Raw genomic sequence first — 25,106 nt, forward strand, 5'->3', positions numbered from 1 at the left:
GCGGGGGGCGGGGACCGCGAGTGCCACCGTGGTCACGCGAGGAGTCGTCCTCCGAAGTAGCCGATCGACGGGTCGTCCAGGGTGCCGACGAGCGCAGCCCGGTCCAGGTGCACGTTCTGGCGCTCACAGCTGGTCTCCGGCAGGACGACGCAGGCGTGGCAGGCGGCCATGTTGAGGCCGTCGGCGCCGGTGGACGTCGCCTCGATGCACACGGGGTCGGAGGAGCACCAGGAGGCGCGGCGCACCGCGGAGGTGATGACGCCCTCGATGCGCTCCGGTGCGCTCTGCGCGGCGAGACCGCCGAGGCTTCCCGCGGAGTCCGACGACGCGGTGTACAGGAGCACACCCGCCTGGTCGTCGGCGGCGTACACGCGTTCGCGCAGCGAGGCCACCGGGTAGCCGGCGTCGAGGCTCAGCTCGTTCAGGAGCACGTGCGCGAAGGTGTGCAGCAGCAGCTCCCGAGCGCGCACGACGACGACCTCGCGGAGCTTCCATTCCTTCGCCCGACGCTCCTCGGCCTGCTGGACGACGGCGGTACGGCGGCGGGCGAAGTCACTCTTCTCCCACTGCGCCAGGCGCTGCGGGTCGAAGCGGAGGAAGATCCCCTCCCCCAGCACCTCCATGGCAGGCAGCCAGTCGGCGGTCGCCAGCGAGAGCCGGGCCCTGCGATCCCGCTCCTCCTGCGGGTCGTGCGGCTTCACCCGCGTGAAGCCGTCGAGCGCCCGGACCTCCCGCAGCCGCGCCACCTCGGAGACGAGCTCGAAGTCCTCGACCGTCTCGGGCTGCGCCCTGACGGGGCGTACGACGAACTGCTGGTGGACGGATGCGTCGGGCTGGCCGGCCGACAGCGCCTTGTACTCGTCGCGGCGCAGGTCCTCCTCGGTGGGTGTCTCGGCGGCCTCGCCCGAGCGGCGCGCCTTGACGGCCGCGACGAGGTCGTCGACGTCGATACCGGGCAGCGCCAAGTCCTGCACCAGGGCCGGCAGGGAGTCATCGCCCGCGTTGCGCAGGATCTTCCAGTGCCTGTCCACCAGGCGCTGGACGGTGTGCGACCACGGCGGGATCGACAGCGCCGAGCGGAGCGAGGAGAACCACACGTTGGACGACCCGCGCTGCAGGGTCCGCAGCGTCTCCGAGCAGTCCTCGTCGGTCGCGCCGTTGAGCCAGGGCCGCTGCCCGCGGCAGGGCGCGAGCTTCTGCAGCGCGTCGAAGTCGAAGGAGCCGGCCATGGAGACGTCCTGGACCCCGCAGCTGCAGGAGACGGAGATCGCCGCCAGCGAGGAGCTGCCGCCACTGCTGCGCAGGCGCATGCGGTGATCACCCGGGCGCTGCTGATCGCGCTGGCCGGCGTGCACCCAGGCGAAGTAGGGGAAGTCCTCGATGTGACCGCGGGGGCAGCAGGCGACGAAGCGGGAGGGTACGAGGGTGCTGTGGCAATCCGGGCACTCGTGCTCGTCCCAGGAGCAGAACCGCTGCAGCTCGTCCAGACGGTGACACTGCGGGCAGGAGTACCACCGGGGGAACCGGATGACGGGCACGCTCGGCCCCTTGGTGCCACCGTTGGGCGGGGTGCGGAAGCCATGAACGCCGAGGGCGCGCGCCAGGCGCGGTTCGGCGATCTCGGTGCCGTCCTGGTCGGGCCACTCGCTCAACCCGAGGACCATGAAGCTCTCGTCCAGGGCGGGGAACAGCGCACCGACGCCGTACGTGGAGACCAACTGGGTGGTCCTGGCCGATGCGACCTTCTTACTCGCCACGGGCGCGGTTCCTCTTCTCTCGGCGCAGCTGCAGGGTGGTTTCGGTGTCGACGTCGCGCAGGCTCGTCAAGGTGGACCAGGGCGGCAGGTCGACCGGAAAGAGGGTCCTCTCCCGATCTGTGGCGGAACCCGACGGGGCGAGCAGGGCCTTGCGGGCATCGCGCCACCCCGCGTAGTGCTCGACCTGCTCGTCGTCGGCAGCCTGCTGCCACATCTCGACGAGCTTCTCAAGTTGATCCTCGACGTCGTCCGCCTCGGTCTCGTCCACGCGTCGCGCCCGCTCCACCAGCACTTCGACCGCAGCGTCCAGGTCGTCCCTCCAGCCGTCGACGGCGCCGGCGCTGTGGTCGTCGGAGGCGTCCGCCACGAGCAGGCGCACCAGGGCGACCAACACGCCGTGCAGACCGCGGTCACGGGCGCGTGCGGCGAACGGCGTGGCACCCGTGGCCTCCACCTGCCGGTAGAGGCTGCGGTGGTAGGTGGCGAAACTCTCGTAGTGGGACAGGTCCCGGGTGCGGGAGCCGTTGTAGAGCACGCACACCAGGCCGGGGTGCTTGCGACCCACCCGGCTCGTGGCCTGGATGTACTCGGCGGTGGTCTGCGGCTGCCCGACGACGGCCATGAGCCCGAGCCGATCGACGTCCACGCCGACGGAGATCATGTTCGTGGCGAGGACGACGGGTGGGCTCGCCTCGTCGGGGTGGGCGGTGCCGAGGGTTTCCAGCTCCCGGGGGATCTGGCTCGACGGTACGCGCGAGGTCATCTCCCGCGGCGTGGTGATGCGGCGGGACTCGACGCCGTGCCGTTCGGCGAGGACCTTCAACCGGTCGGGAACGTCGTCGATGACCTGCATGTAGGCGCCGCCGAGCACGCGCAGGCTGTTGAAGTAGCCGAGCAGCGTCCAGTAGGCGTCGCGCACCTCGTCGGTGGTGTCGAGCTCTTCCGCGGCCTGCAGCAGCGCAGCGAAGGAGCGGATGAGCAACGTCGCCTGGCTGACGCCGGGGGCGAGGACGCCGACGTACTGCCGGGTGCCCTTCTCCTGCGGGGATGCCTGGACCGCGAAGAACGAGTCGTCCGCGCCGATGCCCGAGGGCGGGAACTGTTGAGCCTCGCGGGCGAACACGGCCCGCACCTGGCGGCCGGCGCGGCGGATGGTCGCGGTGGAGGCGACGACCTTGGGCTTGTGACCGGTGCGGGCGCAGGCGGCGTCCACGGCCGTCTCGTAGAGGCCGACCATGGTGCCGAGCGGACCGCTGATGAGGTGCAGCTCGTCCTGGACGATGAGGTCGGGCGGGGAGTTCTGCCCATCCGTCGAGAACAGGGCGCCGGCCTCCTCCTTCCACGCGAGCATGGCGAACTTGTCGACCGTCCCGATGACCAGGGACGGACGTTCCCGGTAGACGTCCTCGTCGACGACGAACACGGGCAGGGCGTCGGCGAAGGCGCACTCGGCGTTCGAACACCGCACGGTCAGCCGGCTGTCACCGGTCTCCACGACGTACTGCTCACGGCCCAGTCGGCCGCCGCACCACGGGCAGCGCAGCAGCTGCACGGGACTGCCTTCGTCGTCCTCGGGGGCACGCCGGTTGGACTCCCGCAGGGCGAGCCGGGCCTCCTTGACGGTGTTCGGCGTCGCCGCCCGTCCGACCCACAGCCCGAGGCTGATGCCCCGCGAGGCGGGGATGGACTCGCGGCGCACCTGCTCGAGGGCGCAGATCAACCCGGCGGCCCGCTCGAACTGCTGGATGGTCAGCAGCCGCAGCGTGTAGCGCATGAGGACGGACACCCCGGCGTCCTGCGAGTCGCGCAGCCGGCGGAGCAGGACGGTGTAGCCGACGAGACCGAGGTAGGCCTCGGTCTTGCCGCCGCCGGTGGGGAACCACAGCAGGTCGGCCGTCTCGCGCTCCGGGGACTCCGGATCGGTGAGGCCGACGAGGTTGAGCAGGATGAAGGCCATCTGGAAGGGGCGCCAGGTGTGTTGCTTGGCGCTCGGCGTCGAGGCGCCGGAGCGGATCATGTCCTGGCGACTGCGCTGCAGCTGCATGGCGGCGTTCATGCCGCGGAAGGCGCTCATCGCCTGGGGGTCGCGCTCCAGCAGGTCGATGCCCCGCTCGATGCGGTCGGCGGCCTGGCGGGCGGCGGTCAGGTGGCGGACCGCGGTTTCGAGGAGCGCCTCCGGCAGGCCGCGCGCCTCTTCCTGCTCGTCGTCGATCCACGAGCGGTAGGCGGCCAGCAGAGCGCGCAGGCCCGCGGTGTCACCGGTGTCGGCGAGGTGCTGCATGCGCAGGCCCTCGGCGTCCGGCCCACCGGCCTGGGACAGCGGGACGTCGTGGCGGGGGATGAAGGTGGTGGTCACCTCAGTGACGACGGGGGCGTCGTGCCACTCCACGGCGCAACCGTGGCCGACGGCGACGTTGCGCACGTCGCGAAACAGCAGGTCGTAGGACTTCAGATCCTCGTCCTCGACACCGGTGGGTCGCGGCCTGGGCCGTTCTGCGAAGCCGCCGGAGACGGTCCGCACCCGCAGTCGTGGTTGGAACCAACTCGCCCCGTCCTGTCGCTCGGGGTCCGCGGGCAGCGTGTTGACGAGGACGACGGTGAGGTTGACGACGTGGTCGGCCGGGGGGCGGGCCACGACGTGCAGGTCCAGTCCGGGGGCGACGGGAACCGGCTCGCTGCGGGGCGGATTGATCGGTACGTCGAGGTCCGCGACCGTCAAGGGCACTCGGCGCCAGCGTTCGTCGCGGCGGCGCGGTGAACGGCCGCGCTCGATGGCGGCGGGTTCCGCGACCGCGTCGCCGGCGTCCTCCTGCACTCCCTCCTCGAGCCGGTAGCGGGCGGCCTCGACGGAGACGGTGACGGAGTCGGTCTCCCGGACGTCCACCGCGAACGTCAAGCCCATGGACGAGGGGTAGCGGGTGCGGGTGAGCGCGACGGCCGGGTCGTACACGGCGTCGGCGCCGCCGACCCCGTCCTCCGGGGTGTCCTGCTCCTCGGCCGACACCTCCCCGGCGGACCGGGGACGCAGGATGCCGACGATGAAGCGGTCCAGTGGCGCCTCGGTGAGGAGCTCGTCCTCGGGTCCACCGAGGAGGTCGGCCTCCAGCGCCCGCACCACCTCGGCGCGCGCCTCGTACCACGGGTCCAACCGGCTCACTTGCCCTCCTTCGGCCACTGCAGGTCCACCAGTCCGCTGACCCTGATCCCCGTCCACAGCCCCCACCGCCCGACCGCGGGAGCCTGAGGCGTCACCGCCAGCTGTGGCGTACCCGCGACGGTGACGACGCCGTCGACCGCGGCGACGCCCAGGTCCGGCCAGGGGCGCCCCGTCCTGCGCGGGCGGATCCGCCGCGTGAAGGTGTCGGCGAACGACTCGCCGGTCCTGCCCACGAGCAGTCCGTCGTGGTGGATCGAGTACGCCGGCCGTTCGGCGGTCGATCGGCGCGGGTCGAGCGTGAACGTCAGCTCGTCGCCGACGTGCACGCGCGTGCGCAGGTGCGTCTGGACGGCCTGGAGGTCCCCGAGGTCCTCGCCGGGCGGCACCTCGGTGGAGACGTCGGACCCGGCCAGCTCGAGACCGAGGGTCATGAACTTCTCCCGGCCACCCACGTACCAGCGGTCGATCCGACCGTCGTGGCGCAGGCGCCAGTTCCACGGCAACGACAGGACGGCGAGCCTGCTGCGCGCACGGCTCACCGCGACGAAGGTCGTCCGCACGCGCTCGCCGGGGTCCTGCCCCTCGGCGGCGATCCAGCTCTCCGGGCTGATGAGGACGACGTTGTCGAATTCCAGGCCCTTGGCCCGGTGGACGGTGGAGACCACCACGGACGAGGTGGGTACGGCCTGCAGCTCCACGGGCACGATGCCGGCAGCGAGCCGGCGCGCCAAGGTGGGTACGTCGAGCTCGGCGCCCCTCCCACCGGCCGAGGACTTCATCCAGCCCCACGCGGCGGGGTCGACCCCCAGGCGTTCGAGGTCGGGCAACACCTCGTCGCGGGAAACCGTCGGTCGTGCCCGTTCCGCCAGCGCGTCGGCGATCCACCGCGCCGGTGCCTGCTCCTGTGCGGACCGTTGCTGCACGACGTCGACGCCCAGGCCGCGCAGCGACCGCGCCACCTCCAGGGCCTCACCGTTGGTCGCGGACAGCACGGCCGTGCGCCCCTCCCAGCGCGGCAGCAGACGGCGCAGCTCGTCGAGGGAACCGATGAGCGGAAGGCGGTCGACGAAGCCCTCGACGATCGCGGGCTGCTCGGCGACCGGCGCGGTGTCGAGCCGACGTCCGAGCGCGGTGGCCTCGACGGCTTCGGAGCTCGCGGCGCGGTACTGCCCGCGCAGGACCACTCGGCGCACTCCCCGCCCGGCGAGGACCCGGTCGAGCAGCTGCGCCGACGTCGTGTCCGCCGCACCGCGGAGCTGGAAGTCGTAGATGGCCTGCTGCGGGTCGCCGAGGAGGGTGAACCCGGCGTCGTCCTCGAGCACCTCGAGGATCGCCAGCAGGAACTCCGCGCGCACCCCGACGACGTCCTGGACCTCGTCGACGACGACGTGCCGCAGCGCCTCGAGCTCGTCCGACCCGTCCTCGCGCAGGACCTCGGTGGCACGCTGGATCCTCCTGTCGAAGGACCAGCGGCGCCACTCCTCCGGCTCTCCCGACTCGTCGAGCAGTGAGGAGGCCAACGAGTCCAGGGTCCGCACCGTGACGAGGCGGGAACGCCCGGACTCCTTGCGGGACCTGGCCTGGACCGCGGCGACCGCCGCCCGGGAGAAGCTGATGACGAGCAGCTCGTCGGTCGCCTCGACGTCCTCCTCCTCGACGAGGTGGCGCAGCAGGCTCGCCACGACCTCGGTCTTGCCGGCCCCGGGACCGGCGGTGACCACCTGCCGCACCTCGGGCTCGACCTCCGCGGCGAGCCGCTGCTCGGCGTCCAGCTCCACGGTGCCCGTCACCGTCCGTTCCACAGGTAGTCGAAGTCGTCGAACGCCAGCCGGTCGCCGTACTGCTGCAGGTTGTCCCGCACGTTGACGATGAGCACCTCCTCCGAGCCGCCGTTGAGCGGTCCGCGCAGGCCTCGACCGATCATCTGCTGGTAGAGGTTGGTGCTGAACGTCGGCCGGGTGACGTAGACGGCACGGACGGCGGGCGCGTCGAAGCCCTGGGAGAGCACGTTGTAGTTCGTGATGACGCGGATGCGGCCGGCGCGGAAGTCGTCGATGCTCTGCCGACGCACCGCGGCGTCGGTGTCGCCGGAGACGGCGACTGAGGGTACTCCGCCCAACGTCAGCTGAGCCGCCAGGACCCGGGCGTTCTCCACCGAGGTGGCGAACAGCAGTGCGGTCCAGTCCTCCGGCAGGGCGGTGATGGACTCGACGATGCGGCGGTTGCGGTCCCGGTCCTCACCGAGTCGGGTCTCGACGCTGCGGGGCAGCGTCCCCGCGCTGAGCGGCCCGAGCCGGTCGATCTCGGCCAGTTCGGCGGCCGAGAACGAGACGGTCGCGCCGGGGAGCTCCTGCTGGCGGACCCGAGCCAGGACACCGCGTTGCTGGAGCACCGCGTAGGGATCCCCGTCGAAGGCTCCGTCGTCGAGGCGGTGCCGGTCGTAACGACCGACCAGGCGTTCGGTCTCCTTCTCGTTGGTGTTGCGGAAGGGCGTGGCGGTCAGGCCGATGAGCGGTCGGCGGTCGGCGCGTGAGCGGCTCTGGCGGCCGAGCCACTCGAGGGTCTTCGTGTAGGTGGGGCTGATGGAGGTGTGGGCCTCGTCGATCACCACGACCTCGGCCTGCGTGATCCACTCGTAGACGGCACGTCCCACGGCCCCACGGAGCTTGTCCTCGGTGGCCACCACGAGCTGGAAGGAGGACGGGTCCTCGGAGACGTCGTTGCTCCCCCAGAACCGGCTGATCGACAGCTTCGCCCCGGGACCGAGCGCGCGCCACACGTACGCCCACGTCTGGACCGCCTGCTCACACAGCTCGGCGCTCTGAGCGATCCAGATGACGGGACCTCGCAGGCGCCCTTCGCGGACCACCTCCACCAAGGCCTGCACCGCGACACGCGTCTTGCCTGCGCCCGTCGGCAAGGAGACGATGCCGCGAGCCGGGCCCTCCCCGTCGAGGAGGCGCCGAATGCGTTGCAGAATGGTCTGCTGGTAGTCGTGCAGGGGGCCGAGCGATGCCGGCCCCTGGACCTCGAAGACGGCAGGAGGTTGAGCGGACGGCAAGCCGGCGTACTCGATGGGAAATCCCAGGTCCATGACGAATTGGCGAGCCTTGTTCAACCCCGCCCAACGCACAGGCGGTACCAGGCCTTGGTCGTCGAGGACGCGTTGGAAGTGCTGGAGCGTACCCGTTCCGTGAACGGCGCGGACCATCGCCGCCAGCTCCTGCTCGGTGAGTGGTCGCCCGGAGGACTCCTCAGCCTCCTGCAGCGCGAGCTGCGGAACGGCACGGCGCAGGGCGTCCTCGCCGACGGCCACGGCCAGTCGGGTGTCGTCGTCCTGGGCGGCACGGATGCGGGCACGCAGCTGCCTCGTCTTCAACTGCTCCTGGGTGTCGAGGACGTGGCGGACGTCGGCGGCCTGGAGACCGAGGTCCAGGACGTCGGAGACCCTTCGCAACACGTCCACGGGATCCGTCGCGGTGAGGACCACCCGCCCTTCGTGCAGCAGGGACGGGATGGAGGTGACCACCTGCCCCTTGGGCGTCGGCGTGATCTGGCTGATGGCCGTGCACGTCTGCAGTTCGACGTCCGCGTGCTCCGGGCGCAGGTAGTTGCGCAGCGTGGGGAACGCGTCGGCGAGAGCGACGGGTTCCCCCGTCGGTTCGACGACGAGTTCGCGCTGCAGGAGGCGAGCCCCGCGGACGAGCCCCCACCGCTCGACGAGGGCCTCGAGGTCTCCCTCGTCCTCCACGTGCAGCGCCGGGCTGCCCTGCGCCAGGAGCGACTGGTAAGTCAGGGCATCACCCACGACGGCCACCTCGTCGGGAGACGTGTCGACCGGCCGGGAGCCGTCGTTGACGCGGATGGTCGCCGGTCCGTCGATGAAGTGCACCGCCCACGTGTAGAGGGTGGTGCGGCGCGCTTCGTCCGACCACGACCGAGCGACCTGCAGGAGCGCGTTCCACACCTCGGGCGGGAAGGCGCTCGGTTCCTCGACGAGCCCGAGCCGCTTGGCCATGCGATCGCTGACGTCAGGTACCGGGAAGACCTCGCTCGGCCACTGGTCGGAGGCGACGAGGCACCGGTTGACGGGCCACGGTCCGACAGGGGTCCGGAGCATGCCGTGCTGCAGCAACCACCAGGTGGCCGGGCTCTTGTAGCTCTTCTTCCCGTAGCCGCTGTTCGTGAGGTGGCGGACCGTCCACGACTCCCCGCCGTCGAGCATGAGGACCTGCTCGGTGACGACGACCCGGCCCTCGGGGCTGAGGTCGGGGAGCGCCTGGAGGGGCCACGGCGGGCGCGGGCCGTCGGCGTGCAGGCGATCGAGCGCGGGCTTGCTCCCGGTCGCCGACTTGGCGAAGGACTTGGTCACCGTCTCGCGGTACTCCCGCAGCCACTCCTCCTCGGGGGAGTCGTGCTTGAGGACGGGCTGGTTGACGGCGCCGAGGCGGGTGAGCAGCTCGACGTCCTGCTGGTGGTGCTGCGGATCGACCAGGAACTCCCTGTCGCGCCGGCCGTCGACCGGCACGACCGTCCCGCCCAGGAAGGTCGACGACGCCGGACGCCACCTGCCCATAGCGGTGCGCACCTGCACCCAGCGCAGAACAGGGTGAGGTACGCACTCGCGGAAGATCTCCTCGGCCAGAGCGGTCGGAACCTGCCGGCTGCGGCGCCACACATCCGCCCAGTCGGTGCCGGCCCGGGTCGCCACCCCCTTCAAGGCGTGCCGGAGCTCCCCGCTGCGGTCGAGCACCTTAATGCCCAACCGGTTGAGCGCTGCGACCACTCCAGGGAGCTCGGCGAGCCGCTGGTCGATGAAGGAGTACCCCGTCTCCTCCGGGCTCGCCCGCAGGAAGACGGCTCCGGGCTTCGGCGCCACGAGGCTGCCGTCCTCCAGCCGCAGCACACGGGCCCGCACAGCCTCGATACCCAGTTCAGGACGCTCACGGACGATGCGGGCGACCAGGCGCACCGCCGCGGCGGAGGCGTCGACCGTTCCTGGTGTACACAGGGATTCGATCCACTCGACGACGTCGGCGGCTCCCCGATCATCGGCGGTGAGCAGGCGCTCGGCCTTGAGTCGGCGCTCGGACGTGCGGTCGACGTCGTGGTGCACCCATCGGTGCTCCTCCGCGGTCGCCTCGCGCCAGTCCTCCAACCACGCCTCGTCCAGACCTCTGGGATGCAGCCGGACCTCGTTGGGGGCACGCAACGTCCCGGTCTGATCGGGGACGCAGGGGCCGGTGCGCAGCTTGGCGAAGAGCGGCTCGTTGACGGCTCCGTCCGCCCAGCTGCGGATCTCACCCCTGCCGCGCGCAGGCAGCAGGTCGAGGAAGGCCGCCGGGTCCTGCTGGTCGAGGAGGCCGGCGAGGGAGCGGGCCAGCAGGTTCGGCAGTACCTCCGTCAAGAGCTCCTCGTTGAATGCGCCGGGCAGGAGGTTGAGCCGGTCGTCGCTCACCTTCCACGAAGCGTTGACGATGCCCGAGAGCGTGGTGCGCGACTCGGTGGGGAAGAAGGCCCAGAACTGGCCCAGCGAGCTGACCCCCTTCAAGGGGACCGCCCACTGCAGCTCGACCTGCTCGCGTCGTGCGAGTTCCCCGGCGTCCTTGAGGGCCGCCGCACTCGGCCGGTGCTTGGTCCGCAGGATCCTCCACCGGCTGACGTCACCACCGTCGCGCAGCTCGAGGGAGCCATCGGGCAGCGTGTTCAACCGGAGGTCCTTCGACGTCTCCTCGGCCAGGTTGGTCAGACGGAGCCGACGCACCTGCGGGACGAACAACATGAACTGCTCGGGGAAGTTCGCGATGTCCTCGGCGACGCGCGCGGCGCCGTGCTTGAGAGGCAGCCGCACCACGGTGGTCGCCCACCCCATGAGACGGGCCAGGATCGGGTCGACGGCAGAGTGCTCGGTCGGTTCGAGGGGCTCCGCCAACCGCAGGACGGGGCACTTCGGCGCGGCGGGGACCACCTCTCTGATGCGGGCCGCAGCGGTGTGGCGGTCGAAGCCGAAGGAGCCCGACCGGCTGAAGACCTGTGGTGAGTCGCTGATCGCGGTCACGGACTTGAAGCCGAGCCCGAAGCGACCGATCTCGTCCGCCCGCTTGCGCGAGAGGTGCGAGGCCATGAGAGCGGTCACGCCCTCGTCGCTGAGGGGGCGTCCCTCATTGGCGACGTAGAGGTGCTCGGCCGTCAGGACGACTTCGACCTCACCGCCGGTGTCGTCACCGCCGAGCGCGTCGGCGGCGTTCTGGATGAGCTCGTGGACCTGCTTGCGCCCGTAGCCTCCCTCGGCCGTGGAGATCTCGATGGCCGCGTCGGACTCGACGCGGTGCGGGTCCTCCCGGTAGGCCGCCAGACACCGCCTGGACTGCTCGATGACGGCGCCCGCGAGGCCCTCCGTCCTCGTCGCCCATCTCCCCACCGCTGGTCCCCCCACGGGCCGCTACCGTCGAGAGGCAACGACCCCTCGCACCTGCGCGCGGTGATGGCCACTGGTCATGACTTCACCGAGCGACTACTGAGAGCTCATCATGACAGCAGTCTGTGACGTTCGAAGGGTGAATGTGTCGAAAGCAGCACTCGGTCCCGCAAGGGACTCCGTCGCTGAGCCGGAAGCATTCGGGTCGTACGGACCGCCCTGGACACCGCCCACCCTCAGAGGTCGTGCAGCCCCACGTGGTGCACCACGAACCGCGCCGGGTCACTCTGGTAGGCGAAGTAGATCCGCCCGCACTCGCTCCACCGCTTCGCGTCGCCGAGCTTGACGTGGGGCACGCCGTTGAGCCGCGCGCCCTCGAACTCGAAGGACGCGCGACCGGACTGCGTCAGCGCGAGGTCGGTCGTGGCGACGTCGAGGCCGAAGCCGTCGCGGAACCAGTCGGTGAGGCGGACCGTGATGGTGCCCTGCTGCTCGGCGAACTCCACGGAGGCCTGCCCGAGCGTGAGCAGCGCGGAGCGCATCTGCGCGGGGTGCAGGTAGCCGGACTTGCGCCACGTCCGGGCGGCGGTGGCGGTGAACCGCAGGTGCCCGCGGCTGCGCTGCTCCAGGAACTCCAGGAGGGGTTCGGCGTCGTCGGGGGTCAGCGCGGGGGCGTCGTGCCAGTCCACCGGGACGGGCGCGGGCCGGCGGCCGACCTGGCCGAGCGCGATGGTCAGCGACGACACGTCGTCCTCCAGCCGGTGCGCCTCCTCGACCCACTGGTCGATCTCGGCGCGGGCCTCGTCGAGCTGCCGGCGCAGCGCCACCACCTCCGCGTGCTCGTCACCGCGGGCGACGGCGGCCTCGACCTCCTGCTGCCGGGCGAGGGCGGCGAGCGCCCGCCCGGCCCGCTCCGCCGTGCGGAACGGGACGTCGATGCCGCGGGAGACCACCGACAGCGGCGCGATGGTCGACAGGACGTCGGCCACGAGGTCGGACTGCGGGTCGAGCGACCCGTCGTCGTAACGGGGGTGGGTCAGCGCCTCGAGGTGCGGCCACACCAGCCGGGCGCCACCGAGCGGGACCTCGAGGTCGATGCCGCGGGAGACGGCGCCGACCGCCCCCTTGGTGGACAGGCGGACGACGTTGGCCAGCCCGGGCAGCTCGGCCGCTGCGGCGTCGACGACGTCGAGCTGGGAGCGGTGGGTCGGGGCGACGAGGAGCACCGGCAACCGGTCGACCCGGCGCAGGGCGTCGACGAGGACCGCGGCCGCAGCGGGGGTGCTGATGTCATCGCGCCGGCCGTCGACGCGCCGCCCGTAGGCGGTGACGACGAGGTCGGGGTCCTCGACGATGCGGCGCACGACGGCGGGCCGGCGCAGGAAGGACTGCGGGGTGGGAGCGATCCAGCCGCCGTGGGCCTCGCGGCCGGTGACGACGCGGACGGTGGCGATCTCGCGGGCGTGGTCGAACGCGAGGGTGACACCGGTGACGTGGGTGGCGGGGACGCCGCGGACGGGGACGCGCAGATCGATGCGGCGCGCCGCGGCCGTCGGGGTTCCGACGTGGTGCCAGGACAGCCGCCGGGGACCGTCGCCGGACAGCGACGCCATCCCGTCGCCGAGGTCGCGCCGCACGAGCAGGCGCTCGCCGTCGGTGGGCAGGGCCGCGAGCTCGGGGACGCCGTCGTGGGCGAACTCCAGCCACTCCTGCACGTGCCGCAGGACGGCGGCGTGCGCACCGGCCGACGTGGGGTCGGCCGTGGAACGGACGACGAAGTCGACGACGTACTGGACCTGCACCACGGCTCCTCTCGACGGGCTGTCGTCGAGGAGGATCGGCAGACGCACCGGGCACGCTGACCAGGACGCCCGGATCGGAGCAGCGCTACGGCAGCTGCACGCCGTAGCGCTGCCCGACCCGTTCCAGCACGGCCTGCCGCTCGGCGAGCCACATCCGGCTGAACTCGGCCGCCTCCCGGTCACCCCGGGCGACGGCCTGCTTCAGCGACGCCGCCGCCCGGTCCCGGTTCTGCACGACCATCCACACCCACGTCGGCACGTCCGACCACCTCCTGCGCGCAGGGTGCCCGAGGGGTCCGACACGAGCGCCGCCACGGGGAGGCGGGGTCAGGACCGCGGGTGCCCCGGGCTGGTCAGCCCGGCGCGGTCGGCGTCGGTCCAGGCGTCGGAGGTCCCGAGCTGGGCGCGCAGCCGCGCCCAGCTGAGCACGTCGGTGCGCGGGCGGGACGGGTCGATGCTCCAGTGGCTGATGGGGTTGCCCCGCCAGGCGCGGCCGGTGCTGGGGCCGATGAAGTGGTGCACCTCCCCGGCGGACCGGAGGCTGCGCAGGGCGTGGGCGATGCGCTTGGACGCGGAGTTCCCGGTGGAGCCGAACATGCTGTGCCCGACCTCGGCGACGTGGCGGGCGAACACGGCGGGGGCCACCTCCCGCAGGCGGTGCTCGACGACCCCGTACTCGAGCCAGCCTTCGTCGTCGCGAAAGCAGGCCCGCAGCGGGTCGACCAGGTCGGCGGTGACACCGGTCGCGGGGCGCGGGCGGGGGCGGGTCATCTGTTCCTCCAGGGACGGGTCGGGGATGGAGTTCGGGAGCGGCACGAGGTGGAGCAGGCGGACGGCGCGGCGTTCACCGCAGCGACCGCACGCAGACGTCGCCGGGCCCGGCCCCGGCTCACGCACTCGGTGACGCAGGCCGCGCACAGGTTTCTGCGCGTGAAGCCGTGGCCGCAGGGCAGGACCAGCCAGACGCGGTGCGTCGCGGCGGGCCGGCGGCCCGGTCCATGCCGGACCTCGCAGGTGGGCGGGGCGTCGGTGGCGCGGTGGGTCAGGGTGATCTCCTCCTCGAGGTGGGCGGGGAACCTGCGGTGTCCGGGTGTTTCACGCGGTCAGCACGGCCCCCTGGCCGACCACGCCGGGCAGCCACCCGCAGGAGCCGGGCAGGAGCTCGGCGCAGTCCTCGAACGTCAGCCACCCGAGGCGGCCGGCGACGGCGCCCCAGTCGACGCCGTGCCGGTGCGGCAGGTGCTCACCGAGCGCGGCGGGGTTGCTCGTGTACTCGCGGTGCAGCCAGCCGTACAACCGCGAAGACGGGTTGCGGCGGAAGGTGCCGGGCGTCAGCAGCACCAGGCAGGTGCGGGCGGGGTCGCGCCGGGCGAGGGCGGGGCACAAGCCGGGGTTCGCGTCGAGCAGGACGTCGACGGTGCGGGCGATCTGGTTGCGCAGGACGTCGTGGGTGGTGGTCGGCGAGGCGTCGGACAGCACCTTCGCCTCGAAGGCCACGGCGAAACCGGTGTCCGCGAGGAGGATGGCGTCCACCTTGGTGGCCTGTTCCAGCCGGTTCCCCTTGCCGCGCGCCTCGGCGAGCAGGGTGGGCGTGAGGACCCGCTCGTCGAGGTGGTCGGCCAGCCAGTTCCGGTAGGAGACGGGCGAGGGGAGGTTTGCTTCCAGGTACAGGTGCTGCTCGCTCCCGAGGGCGTCGCGCCAGGTCGGGAAACCCGCGACGGCCGGGTCGCCGAGGCAGCGGTCGAGCAGGGCGGTCAGGGCGGCGGTGCGGTCCGCGGCGTGGAAGGCGTGCAGCAGCGCCGCCGCGCCCCAGAACCGCTCGTCCCGTTCGATCTGACGGGCGAGGCGTCGCGCCTTCCCGGCGTCCCCGGGCGCGGGCAGCGGGGCGAGGCCGGTGGCGTGGGCGATGCTCTCGCGGTAGTGCTTCAGGTGCCGGTCGGGGTCACCGCCGGAGGCGACGGGCGCGAAGTGGTCCCGCACCTGGTCCTCGGTGAACGGCAGGTACACGGGGTGCATCGGTCGCGGCGGGGTGTCGGACACGGGAGTTCCTCCGGGTGGGTTTCAGTTCCAGTGGGGCAGCGCGGTCACGTCGAGCAGTTCGACGAAGCTGCGATCACCGCAGCGCCGGCAGATCGACGAGCGCAGCGCCCCGCCGTGGGCGAGCGCCCGGTCGAGGCAGGACCGGCAGATCCGGGCGGACAGGTAGTCGTGGCCGCAGGCGCGGGAGTGCTCGCTGCGGTGCGTGGCGAGCGGGACGGGGTCGTCGTGGCCGGCCATGACGCACCGGGTCGGGAAGTCGATCTCGTCGGTCGTGGTGCTCTCCTCGTGCGGTTCTCGGTCAAGGGTGGTCAGCAGCCGCAGGCGCCGCTGGGGGTGATCTCGTAGTTGCACTCCGGGCAGACGGGGCGGGCGGTCTCGGTCGCGGCGGTGGCGCGCCGCGAGGACCCGGCGCCGCGGGCCGGGCCCCCGACCCGCCAGTCCAGCGCCGTCGCGGCGTGGCGCAGCACCGCCTCGCGCGAGCGTCCGCAGACCGGCTCACGGACGACCAGGTACGTGGTGGCGGTGGTGGGTTTCCTCAGCTCCGCCCCGGGCACGTCGACCAGCGCGGCGTTCGCCAGTTCCGGGCGGACGGCGATCTCCAGGCGGTGGCGGTGGGCGAAGACGGCGATGGCGCCGACCGGGGAGGGGCTGACGCTCACGTAGCCCTGCTGCCGTTCGGTGCGCAGGGTGCGCGTGGTGGCGAGGTCGCGGAGCAGGTCGGCGACGAACGGTGCGGCGCCGAGGTCGTCCAGGTGGTTCTCGAGGGTCACGGTGTTCTCCGGGTCGTTCAGGCGAGGGCGGCGCGGACGACGCCGACGAGGTCGGGCGCGATGCGGTAGACGGTCGTGTCGCCGAGGGAGTGCGCGAGGCCGTTGTCGCGCTGGAAGGGCTGCGGCGTGCCCGGGTAGTGCTTGTCCAGGTGCCGGGTCAGGGCCCGCCACGTGCTGCGGAACTCGTACGGGTCCAGGACGAGGAGGTCGCGGATGCGGGTGGAGGTCCACCACTCGGCGGGGTCGCCGGCGAGCATCGCGCGGGCCAGGTCCGCGACGCGGGTCGTCGCCTTGTGCGGTTTGGCGAACAGCTCGCGGAACAGCGGGACCAGCGGGTCGTTCCCCGTCGTCGGCGTCGCCACGGCCGTCGTGGCCGGGGCGGGTCCCTGCTGCATCCGGCGGGCCAGCCACTCCAGGGCTTCCGGATACAGCTCCGCGGGAACGTGCAGCGCCAGGTAGGACGGCGGGGCAGGGACGGACACGGGGCTCCTCGGGGTGGTGGGCGTGGTCCCACCATGCGACGGCTCGTCCCGTGCGGGGAAGAGAACGGCACACCAACCACCCGTATGCCGCACACGGGCACCGTGTGTCCACCGGGCAGGTGCTCCGTCCAGGTGGTCCCCGCAGCGGCCCGCACCCTGCTCCGACCAGTGGATGTGTTGCTCAACAACAGGTCTCCGCGCACGAGCACTTCGGGAACGGTGGTCTCCGCGTCCGCCACACCCGGCAGGATGGGCACCGACCGCCCGCCACACGGGACACACGGAAGACCCGGCGATGCCGCCGCTCCCCCCAGACGAGAGGAAGACCGTGCCCACCACGCACACCACCGGCGACCTGTTCGCCCTCGACCTGCCCGCGCTCGCCCACGGCTGCAACACCCGCGGGTCGATGGCCGGTGGGATCGCCCGCCAGTTCGCGGACCGCTGGCCGTCGATGGAGCAGGAGTACCGGCGGCGCTGCCGGGCCGGGGAGTTCACCCTCGGGGACGTCCTGCCGTGGGTGACCGACGAGGGCGTCGTGGTCTACAACCTCGCCACCCAGGTGGAGCGCGGCGCGGACGCGCGGCTGGACGCGATCGGGGCGACGGTGCGGGCGGCGCTCGCGGACGCCGCCCACCGCGGCCTCGACCGGCTGGGGGTGCCGCGACTCGGCGCGGGCATCGGCGGGCTGGGGTGGGCGGACGTCCGGGAGGTGCTGGAACAGGCCGGGCAGGAGTCGGCGGTGGAACTCGTCGTCGTCACCCGCCCGGGCGCCGGGCGCGGCTAGCGCGGCGCCAGCAGCTCCCGCGCCTCCCCCGTCATCAGCGGCTCGACCCGCTCCCACGGCACCACGTACCGCCGCACCCCGTGCCCGCCGAGCTGGTAGTCCTGGAAGGAGAACGCGAACCCGTCCGCCCCGGACTGCCACGTCGCCCAGTTCGCCTCCTCAGGGGCGAGCCCTTCGGGGGCGGTGACGGGTTCGCCCTGCGCGGCGGCGATCTCCTCGACGACGGGGGCGAGCCCGGTGAACGCCGCGGCCAGGTCGGTGAACACGTCGTCGAGGGTCACGGGTTCGGCTGTGCGCACGTCGACGACGGTGGAGGCGACGGTGGTGGTGGGGTGGGCGGTGCCCTCGGTGCTGTCGACGACCTCCAGCAGCACCTGGACGGTGCGGCCGTCGTCGGTGGTGACGGTGCCGCGCCCGGTGATGGTGCGGGGCGGGTCGCCGTCCTGGACGGTGGCGCGGGCGTCGTCGAGGACGTCCTCGGCGGAGGCGGTGACGCGCCGGTTCACCTCGTCGGCGACGGGCGCCCCGGTGAGGCGGGGCACCACGACGTCCCAGGTGAGGGTCTGGTCGTCCCCGGTGAGGTGGGTCTCGGTCCACGCCGACGCCGGCGTCGAGGTCGACGGGCTCGCCGTGACGGTGACCGTGGTGGCCGCGGGGGCAGGCTGCTCGGCGCCGCAGGCGGTGAGGCCGGCGACGGCGAGGACGGCGACGCGCAGCGAGCGGGACGGGGACACGGCGGGGGCCTCCCTCGACGACGGGTTCGCCAGCCTACGGAGGGGCCGCGGCCCGCGCGGGCCTTTTCCGGCGGGCGTGCACGACCCCGTGCACCCGGTCCGCGGCGGCAACAGGGTCCTCGTGCTCCCACACCCGCACCACGCACCACCCCGCAGCGGCGAGCGCCGTGTCGGTGTCGCGGTCGCGGGCGGTGATGCTCGCCAGCTTCACCCGCCACCAGTCCGCGTTCGCCGTGGGCCGGTGGACGTGCACGGGGCAGGAGTGCCAGAAGCAGCCGTCGACGAAGACCGCGACACGGGCGCCGCGGAACACGAGGTCGGCGCGGCGGCGCCGGTTGGTGCCGGGTGGGGTCCTGTCGACGAGGTAGCGCAGGCCGCGGCGGTGCAGTGCGCGGCGCAGCGCGAGTTCGGGGCGGGTGTCGCGGCGGCCGGTGCGACGCATGATCCCGGCGACGGCGGCGTTCGAAGCGGGTGGGGCGGGGCCGGGTTCCTCCCACGCGCTCACCGCGGCACCGTACGGGGAGACGGCGGGATGGGCCGGTCGCTGTCCACAGGTGAGGCGTTCCCCGCCGGCGCGGCACCGCAGCCTCTCGGACGCTACCTCCTGGCGGGTTCCCACGCTCCCATCTGGCGACGAGGCGCTGCCGTCCCGCGCTCCCCGGAGACGGCTGGTTAGGGTCGAACCCCGACCACCGAGGAGGCCACCGTGGACCGCTCGCACCGCGTGATGGGAGCCCTCGTCGGCTCGGCCGTCGGGGACGCCCTGGGCGCCCCCTTCGAGTTCGGCCCGCCGCACGCCTTCTCCGCCCGCTTCCCCACCGCCGCCCGCGGTGTCGCCACCGAGATGTGCGGCGGCGGCTCGCTGGGCTGGGCACCGGGCGAGTTCACCGACGACACGCAGATGGCGCTGCTGCTCGCGGAGTCGCTGGTCGAGAACGACGGGCTGGACGGGGCCGACGTGTTCGCGCGGTTCGGGCGGTGGGCGCAGGCCGGGCCGCCGGACATCGGCGTCCAGACCTCCGCGGTGCTGGGTTCGGGGCTCCCGTGGGACCGCGCGGCCGTCGAGCACGTCCGCGCCGGGCACCGCGCCGCCGGCAACGGCTCCCTCATGCGCACCACGCCCGCCGCGATCTTCTTCGCCCGCCACGGCCGCGACGCCACGGTGGACGCCGCCCGCCGGATCAGCGCCCTCACCCACGGCGACCCCGCCGCGGGCGAGGGGTGCGCGCTGTTCCACGAAGCCGTCCGGGCCCTGCTCGACGGCGGGGACGCCGACGCGGCGATCGCCGACGCCCTGCCGCTGGTCGCGCAGGAGCACCGGGAGAAGTGGGCCGGGAACTGCTCCCCGACGTGGACCCCCGCCGACGCCACCGAGTCCAACGGCGCCGTCTGGCCGACCCTCGGCTCGGCGTTGTGGGCGCTGCGGAACTCGGTGACGTTCGAGGAGGCGGTGCGCCTGGTCGTCGACCTCGGCGGCGACACCGACACCGTCGCCTGCGTCACCGGCGCGCTCGCCGGGGCCCGCACGGGCATTACCGGGATCCCGGTCCGCTGGACCTCGCCCCTGCACGGCCGGGTTCCCGGGTTCGGCGACCGGACGTGGGAACTGCGGCACCTGCAGTGGCTGGCGCTGCGGCTGGACGGGTCCACCGACCCCCTGCACGAACCGCGCCCCACCCAGGGCCTGGAACCCCGGGAGGTCGCCCCCGGCGTGTGGGCGTCCGACCTCGACGGCGCGCGCCGCAGCGACCCCGGCTTCGCCGTCGTCTCGCTGTGCCGCACCGGGGGACGGTTCGGGCACGAGGTGCAGCGCTTCGCGTACCTCACCGACGACGACAGCAACACCGAACTGCGCACCGTCCTGGACGACGTGCTGGGTGACATCGCCGCCCTGCGCGCCGACGGCCGCCGCGTCCTCGTGCACTGCCACGCCGGGGCCTCCCGCACCGGCCTGGTGCTGCGGGCGTGGCTGGTGCGCTCGCAGGGGGTGTCCGCGGCGGAGGCGACCGAGCGGGTCGGCGCCGCGTGGCCGCACCTGAGCGAGTGGAACCCCGCCTTCACGGCGGCGCTGCGCGAGGTGGCGGCCACGCCCTGAGCACGCCGCTGCTCCGGACGGGTGGTTCCCCGCGGCGCACCCGCGGCGGCGGCGCGGAACACCCGCTACTGCCGCAACCGGAGACGGCGGCTGAACCCGTGCGGGGACCGTGACGTCGTGTCGGACCCCGACGAGACGTTCCCCTCCTCACGGGAGGAGGACGTCATGACCAGCAGGGGCCGCCGGCGCGCGCAGGTGCGCCGCGTTCAGGTGGTGCGGATGCGCCGCTGCCGCTGCGGGAAGGTCCGCAGCGGCAGTCGCGCCGAGGCCGAACGCCTGTACCTCGTCGCCAGCATCAACGGCGGGCGCCTGGACCGCGTCCGGTTCTACGTCTGCGGTTTCGGCAGCTGGCACTGGACCCGCCAGATCTCCCGCCCCACCACCGAGAAGGCAGCACCCCCGAAACCTCCGGGACCCGCGAGACCTCCGGAACCCGACGACGGCCTGACCCCCGACCAGCGGCTCTGGCTCGCCGACCTGGCCGCCGGCGCCTCACCCGCGACGGGTGACGGCCTCCCGGTGCGCGGCGGCGAGCGCCACGACGGTGAACAGGACGGCGCTGCCGAGGACCCACGCGACGTGCACGCCCAGCGGCTGGGTGTCCAGGCCGGTGAGCCAGCGGATGTCCGCGTCGTCGGCGACGGCGTGCAGCACGATCTGCCCGAAGTGGTAGCTGGGCAGGTACTGCGCGGTCTGCCCGATGACGTCGGGCAGTTCGGACAGCGGGACGAAGAACCCGGACACGAACGACAGCGGCAGGAACAGGACGTTCGTGACGACGACCGCGGTGCGGGGCCGGGCCAGGTAGGCGATGGCGAAACCGAGCGGGCTGAACGCGAGGACCCCGGCGACGAGCAGCGCGCCGAGGGTGGCCCACTGCCCCGCGCTCAGGTCGACGTCCCCGACGAGCCCGGCGAACAGGCACAGCGCGGTGACCATGAGGATCCCGTGGACGAACCCGGCGCCGAGCTTGCCGAGCTGGTACGCCCCGGCGGGGACGGGGGTCGCGGCGAGGGTCCGCAGCCAGCCGCGGCCGCGGTCCTTGGCGACGTCCTCGCCGAACACGACGATGCCGAGGGTGAGGGCGCCGTAGCAGCCGATGCCGGCGAGCATCACCAGGCCGGTGTCGGTGCCGCCGGGCAGGGTGGAGTCGGCGTTGGGCAGGCCGAAGATCGCGTAGAGGATCACCGGCAGCGTCATGCCGAGGACGGCGAACTCGGGGCGGCGCAGCCCGGCGCGGGCCTCGGTGAGGACGGCGAGGCGGGCGAACGCGACCCGTGACCCGGTGCGGGGCGGGGTGTTCGGGGCGAGGGTGGTCATCGCTGGTCTCCGGTCGTGGCGAGGGCGTCGGTGAGGGTGAGGTACGCGGTCTCGAGGTCGCCGTCGCCGGCGAGCGCCTGCGGGGTGCCGTCGGCGACGCAGCGCCCGGCGGCGAGCACGACGACGCGGTCGGCGACGGCGGCGGCCTCGGTGAGGTCGTGGGTGGCGAACAGGATCGTCGCGCCGGCGGCGGTCGCGGCGCGGGCCTGCGCCCAGAACGCGCGGCGGGCCAGGACGTCCATGGCGGCGGTCGGTTCGTCGAGCAGCAGCAGTTCCGGTTCCCCGACGAGGGCCAGGGCCAGCAGCAGGCGCTGCCGTTCCCCGCCGGACAGGGCGGTGACGGTGCGGGTGGCGCGGGTCGTCAGGCCGGTGCGCTCCAGGACGTCCGCGACGGGCAGATGGTGGGGGTAGGCGTGCCCGACGAGGCGCACGAGCTCGCGCACGGTGACCTGCTCGGGCAGGCCCGCGGACTGCAGCATCGCGCCGACCCGGGCCCGCGCCGCCGACGGCGGCCCGCCGAGGACGCGGACGGTCCCGGCGGTGGGCCGCACGAGGTCCAGCAGCAGTTCGAAGGTGGTGCTCTTGCCGGCGCCGTTGGGTCCGAGGAGGGCGACGACCTCGCCCTCGCGGACCCGCAGGTCGAACCCGTCGACCGCTCGCACGGCGCCGTAGGTCTTCACGACCCCGCTCATCTCGATGACGTCCACGTCCGCCTCCTCCGGGTCGGCAGCCCCGGTCCGGGGTTGCGCGGTGCTCCGACGCTAGGGACGGGGCGGTGCCGGGCCGAAGTGCCGGAGGTCACCGGCTGCACCCGTGACTCCTGGCACGGGTGCCGCGGGGGCGGGTCCTCCTACGATCACCGGGTGTTCACCGGGGCCCAGGACCGCGCGACGGCGGTGACGGGGTACGTCGCGATCGCCGCCGTGGGGGTCATCGCGCTGGTCGGGGGCGTCTCGCCGGGGACCACCGGCTGGTGGTGGGTGGCGTACGGGGTGTTCGTGCTCGCGTTCCTCCTCGACGACCTCGCCGCGTCGGGACGCCTGGGCCCGCGACGCCTGCCAGCCCGGTCCCTGCTGGCGGTGGGGGTCGCCTCGGCGCTGGTGACGTGGTGGCTGGCCCCGCAGGCGAGCTGGAGCGCGATCCTGTTCGTGGTGACGGTGGTGCCGGCGGCGATGACGTCGCCCCCGTCGCTGACGGCCGCGCTGATCGCGGTGCAGACGACGGCCGTGGTCGCCGGCGCCGCGCGGGTGGGCGCGGCCCCGCACGAGGTGGTGGCCCTCGGCGCGCTGTACGGCGCGTTCCAGGTGTTCGCCGCGGTGGTCGTCGTGGCCGGGCGGCGGCAGGGTGAGCAGCGGGCCGCGCTGGCCGCGGCGCACGCGCAGCTGCGGGCCGCGTCGGCGCTGCTGGCCGCCTCCAGCCGCGACGCGGAACGGCTGCGGATCTCCCGGGAGCTGCACGACGTCGTCGGGCACGGGCTGACGGCGCTCGCGCTGGAGCTGGAGGTCGCCGCGCACCGCGCGCAGCCCCCGGCCGTCGAGCACGTCGACCGGGCCCGGTCCATCGCGAAGGGCCTGCTGGGGGACGTGCGGTCGGTCGTGGGGGACCTGCGCGGGGAGGTGCGGGGGCTGGAGGGCGCGCTGCGGGAGGTCGTGGACCGGACCCCCGGCCTGCAGGTGGTGCTGACGGTGCGCGAGGAGGTCCCGGTGGGGCCCGAGCGGGCGCTGGTGGTGGTGCGCTGCGCGCAGGAACTGCTGACGAACACGTTGCGGCACGCGGGGGCGCACCGCTTCACCCTCGACGTGGTCGCCGACGACGGCGGGGTCCGGTTGCGCGCGAGCGACGACGGCGCCGGCGCCCGGCGGCTGCAGCCGGGCAACGGGCTGACCGGCCTGACCGAACGGGTCGAGGACGCCGGCGGGACGGTGCGCTTCGCGACCGCCCCGGGCCGGGGTTTCACCGCCGAGCTGGAGGTCCCGGCGTGAACGGCCCGATCCGGGTCGCCGTGGTGGACGACCAGACGCTGGTGCGGCAGGGCATCCTGCGGCTGCTGTCGCTGAGCGAGGAGGTGACGGTCGTCGGGGAGGGCGAGGACGGCGACCAGGCGCTGGACCTGGTGGCCCGCGGCGGCGTCGACGTCCTGCTGCTGGACCTGCGGATGCCGCGCCGCGACGGGATCTCGGTGCTGGAGGCGTTGCGGGACAGCGGCAGCGAGGTCCCCGTCCTGGTCCTGACGACGTTCGACGACGACGAGCTCGTCCTGGCGGCGCTGCGGGCGGGAGCCCGCGGGTACCTGCTGAAGGACGTCACGCTGGAGCAGGTGCTGGCGGCGATCCGCACCCTCGCCGAGGGCGGCACCGCGCTGCGCCCGGCGCTGACGGACCGGTTGCTGCGCGCGGTCACGGCCCGGCCGTCCACGCCGGCCGGCCCGGCCGACCTGGGGGCCCCGGCGCTGACGCCGCGGGAACTGGACGTGCTGCGGCTGGCCGCGGCGGGCTGGTCGAACAAGGAGATCGCGGCCGCGCTGCACCTGGCCCCGGGGACGGTGAAGAACCACGTCACGGCGGTGCTGCTGAAGCTGGGGGTGCGCGACCGCACCCGGGCGGTGCTGCGGGCGCTGGAACTGGGGCTGCTCGACGGGTGAACCCCGGCGACGCGACGGCTCCTGCACGGGCGCGGGGGCCGACCTACGCTGGAGGAGTGAGGCCGCTGCTGCGCCACCGACGCGCCCGGCACGACCCGCGCCCGGCGATCGCGGAGTTCTGGTCGTGGTGGCTGGCCGAGGGCGCCGGCGCGTGCGCCGCGGCGCTGGACGCCGGGGACGTGCACGCGGTCGCGCCGCTGCTCGGCGAGCGGGTGGAGCGCCTGCACCCGTCGCTGGCCTGGGGCGTGGGCGCCGGGCAGTCGGCGACGGGGCGGCGGCTCACGGTCACCGCGAACGGCGACCCCGCCGCGCGCTCGACGGCCCACCGGTGGTTCCTGGCCGCGCCCCCCGACACGGCGGACTGGTCCTACCGGGACCAGCGCGGACCGGCGCTGCACCTCGACTTCACCGTCGACGCCGTGGGCCGCACCCTGGCCGCGGAGGACGTGCGGGCGGCGTGGGAACCGCACCCCGACGGCGAGCACGTGGACGTGCGGCTGACGCACCCGGCGTTCACGGGGCTCGACGGGGAGGCGGCGGCGCAGCTCGCGTTCGACCTGCTCGACGCGGCCGTGGGTGAGCGCGCGGTGGAGCTGTGGGTGGGGGCGGTGACGTGGGGCCCCGACCCGGCCGCCGGCTCGCGCGCCGGGGGGCTCGCGGAACTGCGGGCGGCGGTGGAGGCGGTGGCCGCGGAGTTCACCCCCGCGCTCGCCGCCGACGCGGTGTGGAGGCTCGCCGAGGGCGTCGACCGGCACGGGCGGCCGGTGCTGGTCTCCACGGTGGTGCCGCTGTCCCCCGCGGCGTTCCCGCTGTTCGACCGCCACCTCGCCGTGGAACTCGGCTACCCCGGCGCCCTGCCGGGAGCGGCGGACCTCGCCGCGCTGCGGGGTTTCGAGGACCAGCTGGACGCGGCGGTCGGGCCGGACGCCGCCGTCGTGGCGCACGTGACCGCCGGCGGCACCCGCACCGTGCACCTGTACGGCGACGCGCTGTCCGACGTGGAGGACGCCGTCCGGGCGCAGGCGGCGCGGTGGACGACCGGCCCGCACGCGGTGTCGGCGCACGACGACCCGGCGTGGGAACGGGTCGCCGACCTCACCTGA

General features: G+C 73.7%; 20 protein-coding genes. 5 read left to right on the plus strand and 15 right to left on the minus strand.

Going from position 1 to position 25,106, the window contains the following annotated elements; genetic code table 11:
* Positions 1-32: 32 nt before the first annotated feature.
* From drmB to ACRYM6_RS11765, 11 genes are all read right to left on the minus strand, one after another.
* On the minus strand, positions 33-1,757 hold the full coding sequence (drmB, locus tag ACRYM6_RS11715; protein ID WP_432543049.1) for a DrmB family protein: 1,725 nt from the start codon (positions 1,755-1,757) through the stop codon (positions 33-35).
* The gene (locus tag ACRYM6_RS11720; protein ID WP_432543050.1) at positions 1,747-4,914 is read right to left on the minus strand and encodes a helicase-related protein; all 3,168 of its coding nucleotides are present in this window, start codon (positions 4,912-4,914) and stop codon (positions 1,747-1,749) included. The genes drmB and ACRYM6_RS11720 overlap by 11 nt, the downstream gene beginning before the upstream one ends.
* Positions 4,911-6,704 (minus strand): UvrD-helicase domain-containing protein, encoded by a 1,794-nt coding sequence (locus ACRYM6_RS11725; protein ID WP_432543051.1) that lies wholly within the window; start codon positions 6,702-6,704, stop codon positions 4,911-4,913. The genes ACRYM6_RS11720 and ACRYM6_RS11725 overlap by 4 nt, the downstream gene beginning before the upstream one ends.
* Positions 6,701-11,335, minus strand: coding sequence for a sacsin N-terminal ATP-binding-like domain-containing protein (locus ACRYM6_RS11730; protein WP_432543052.1), 4,635 nt, complete (start codon positions 11,333-11,335; stop codon positions 6,701-6,703). Before ACRYM6_RS11730 ends, ACRYM6_RS11725 begins: the two co-directional genes overlap by 4 nt.
* Before the next feature lie 233 nt (positions 11,336-11,568).
* Entirely contained in the window at positions 11,569-13,182 is a 1,614-nt protein-coding gene (locus tag ACRYM6_RS11735) for a hypothetical protein (protein WP_432543053.1), read from the minus strand.
* 37 nt (positions 13,183-13,219) lie between these two features.
* Positions 13,220-13,393, minus strand: a complete 174-nt coding sequence (locus tag ACRYM6_RS11740; RefSeq protein WP_432543054.1) for a hypothetical protein — start codon at positions 13,391-13,393, stop codon at positions 13,220-13,222.
* 68 nt (positions 13,394-13,461) lie between these two features.
* Entirely contained in the window at positions 13,462-13,905 is a 444-nt protein-coding gene (locus ACRYM6_RS11745) for a hypothetical protein (RefSeq protein WP_432543055.1), read from the minus strand.
* A gap of 324 nt (positions 13,906-14,229) precedes the next feature.
* On the minus strand, positions 14,230-15,174 hold the full coding sequence (locus ACRYM6_RS11750; RefSeq protein ID WP_432543056.1) for a hypothetical protein: 945 nt from the start codon (positions 15,172-15,174) through the stop codon (positions 14,230-14,232).
* A 21-nt stretch (positions 15,175-15,195) separates the two neighbouring features.
* On the minus strand, positions 15,196-15,525 hold the full coding sequence (locus ACRYM6_RS11755; RefSeq protein WP_432543057.1) for a hypothetical protein: 330 nt from the start codon (positions 15,523-15,525) through the stop codon (positions 15,196-15,198).
* Positions 15,483-15,944, minus strand: a complete 462-nt coding sequence (locus ACRYM6_RS11760; protein ID WP_432543058.1) for a hypothetical protein — start codon at positions 15,942-15,944, stop codon at positions 15,483-15,485. The genes ACRYM6_RS11755 and ACRYM6_RS11760 overlap by 43 nt, the downstream gene beginning before the upstream one ends.
* 17 nt (positions 15,945-15,961) lie before the next feature.
* The gene (locus ACRYM6_RS11765; RefSeq protein ID WP_432543059.1) at positions 15,962-16,426 is read right to left on the minus strand and encodes a hypothetical protein; all 465 of its coding nucleotides are present in this window, start codon (positions 16,424-16,426) and stop codon (positions 15,962-15,964) included.
* Positions 16,427-16,754: 328 nt separating this feature from the next.
* On the opposite strand from ACRYM6_RS11765, the gene ACRYM6_RS11770 reads away from it, so the two are divergent.
* Positions 16,755-17,213, plus strand: coding sequence for a macro domain-containing protein (locus tag ACRYM6_RS11770; protein ID WP_432543060.1), 459 nt, complete (start codon positions 16,755-16,757; stop codon positions 17,211-17,213).
* Here ACRYM6_RS11770 and ACRYM6_RS11775 read toward each other — a convergent pair.
* Together ACRYM6_RS11775 and ACRYM6_RS11780 are read right to left on the minus strand one after the other, a co-directional pair.
* Complete coding sequence (locus tag ACRYM6_RS11775) at positions 17,210-17,947, minus strand: hypothetical protein (RefSeq protein WP_432543061.1); 738 nt, start codon at positions 17,945-17,947, stop codon at positions 17,210-17,212. The two genes, ACRYM6_RS11770 and ACRYM6_RS11775, sit on opposite strands and share 4 nt — an antisense overlap.
* Positions 17,948-17,981: 34 nt before the next feature.
* Entirely contained in the window at positions 17,982-18,389 is a 408-nt protein-coding gene (locus ACRYM6_RS11780; protein ID WP_432543079.1) for a very short patch repair endonuclease, read from the minus strand.
* Between the two features lie 264 nt (positions 18,390-18,653).
* Here ACRYM6_RS11780 and ACRYM6_RS11785 point away from each other — a divergent pair, with 264 nt between their 5' ends.
* A complete protein-coding gene (locus ACRYM6_RS11785; RefSeq protein WP_432543062.1) occupies positions 18,654-20,042 on the plus strand; it encodes an ADP-ribosylglycohydrolase family protein in 1,389 nt (462 codons plus the stop codon).
* Positions 20,043-20,534: 492 nt separating this feature from the next.
* Here the strand turns inward: ACRYM6_RS11785 and ACRYM6_RS11790 are convergent, their stop codons facing one another.
* Both ACRYM6_RS11790 and ACRYM6_RS11795 read right to left on the minus strand, forming a co-directional pair.
* A complete protein-coding gene (locus ACRYM6_RS11790; RefSeq protein ID WP_432543063.1) occupies positions 20,535-21,362 on the minus strand; it encodes an ABC transporter permease in 828 nt (275 codons plus the stop codon).
* Positions 21,359-22,069 (minus strand): ABC transporter ATP-binding protein, encoded by a 711-nt coding sequence (locus ACRYM6_RS11795; RefSeq protein ID WP_432543064.1) that lies wholly within the window; start codon positions 22,067-22,069, stop codon positions 21,359-21,361. The genes ACRYM6_RS11790 and ACRYM6_RS11795 overlap by 4 nt, the downstream gene beginning before the upstream one ends.
* 156 nt (positions 22,070-22,225) lie before the next feature.
* Between ACRYM6_RS11795 and ACRYM6_RS11800 the strand changes: the two genes are divergently transcribed.
* From ACRYM6_RS11800 to ACRYM6_RS11810, 3 genes are read left to right on the plus strand one after another with little or no spacing between them, the layout of a single operon-like run.
* Complete coding sequence (locus ACRYM6_RS11800) at positions 22,226-23,344, plus strand: sensor histidine kinase (RefSeq protein WP_432543065.1); 1,119 nt, start codon at positions 22,226-22,228, stop codon at positions 23,342-23,344.
* Entirely contained in the window at positions 23,341-24,003 is a 663-nt protein-coding gene (locus tag ACRYM6_RS11805) for a response regulator (protein ID WP_432543066.1), read from the plus strand. Before ACRYM6_RS11800 ends, ACRYM6_RS11805 begins: the two co-directional genes overlap by 4 nt.
* Positions 24,004-24,059: 56 nt before the next feature.
* Positions 24,060-25,106 carry a hypothetical protein gene (locus ACRYM6_RS11810; RefSeq protein ID WP_432543067.1) on the plus strand — a complete coding sequence of 349 codons (1,047 nt, stop codon included), beginning with the start codon at positions 24,060-24,062 and terminating at the stop codon, positions 25,104-25,106.

The organism is Kineococcus rugosus, from assembly GCF_050871975.1.
Classification (GTDB): Bacteria; Actinomycetota; Actinomycetes; order Actinomycetales; family Kineococcaceae; genus Kineococcus.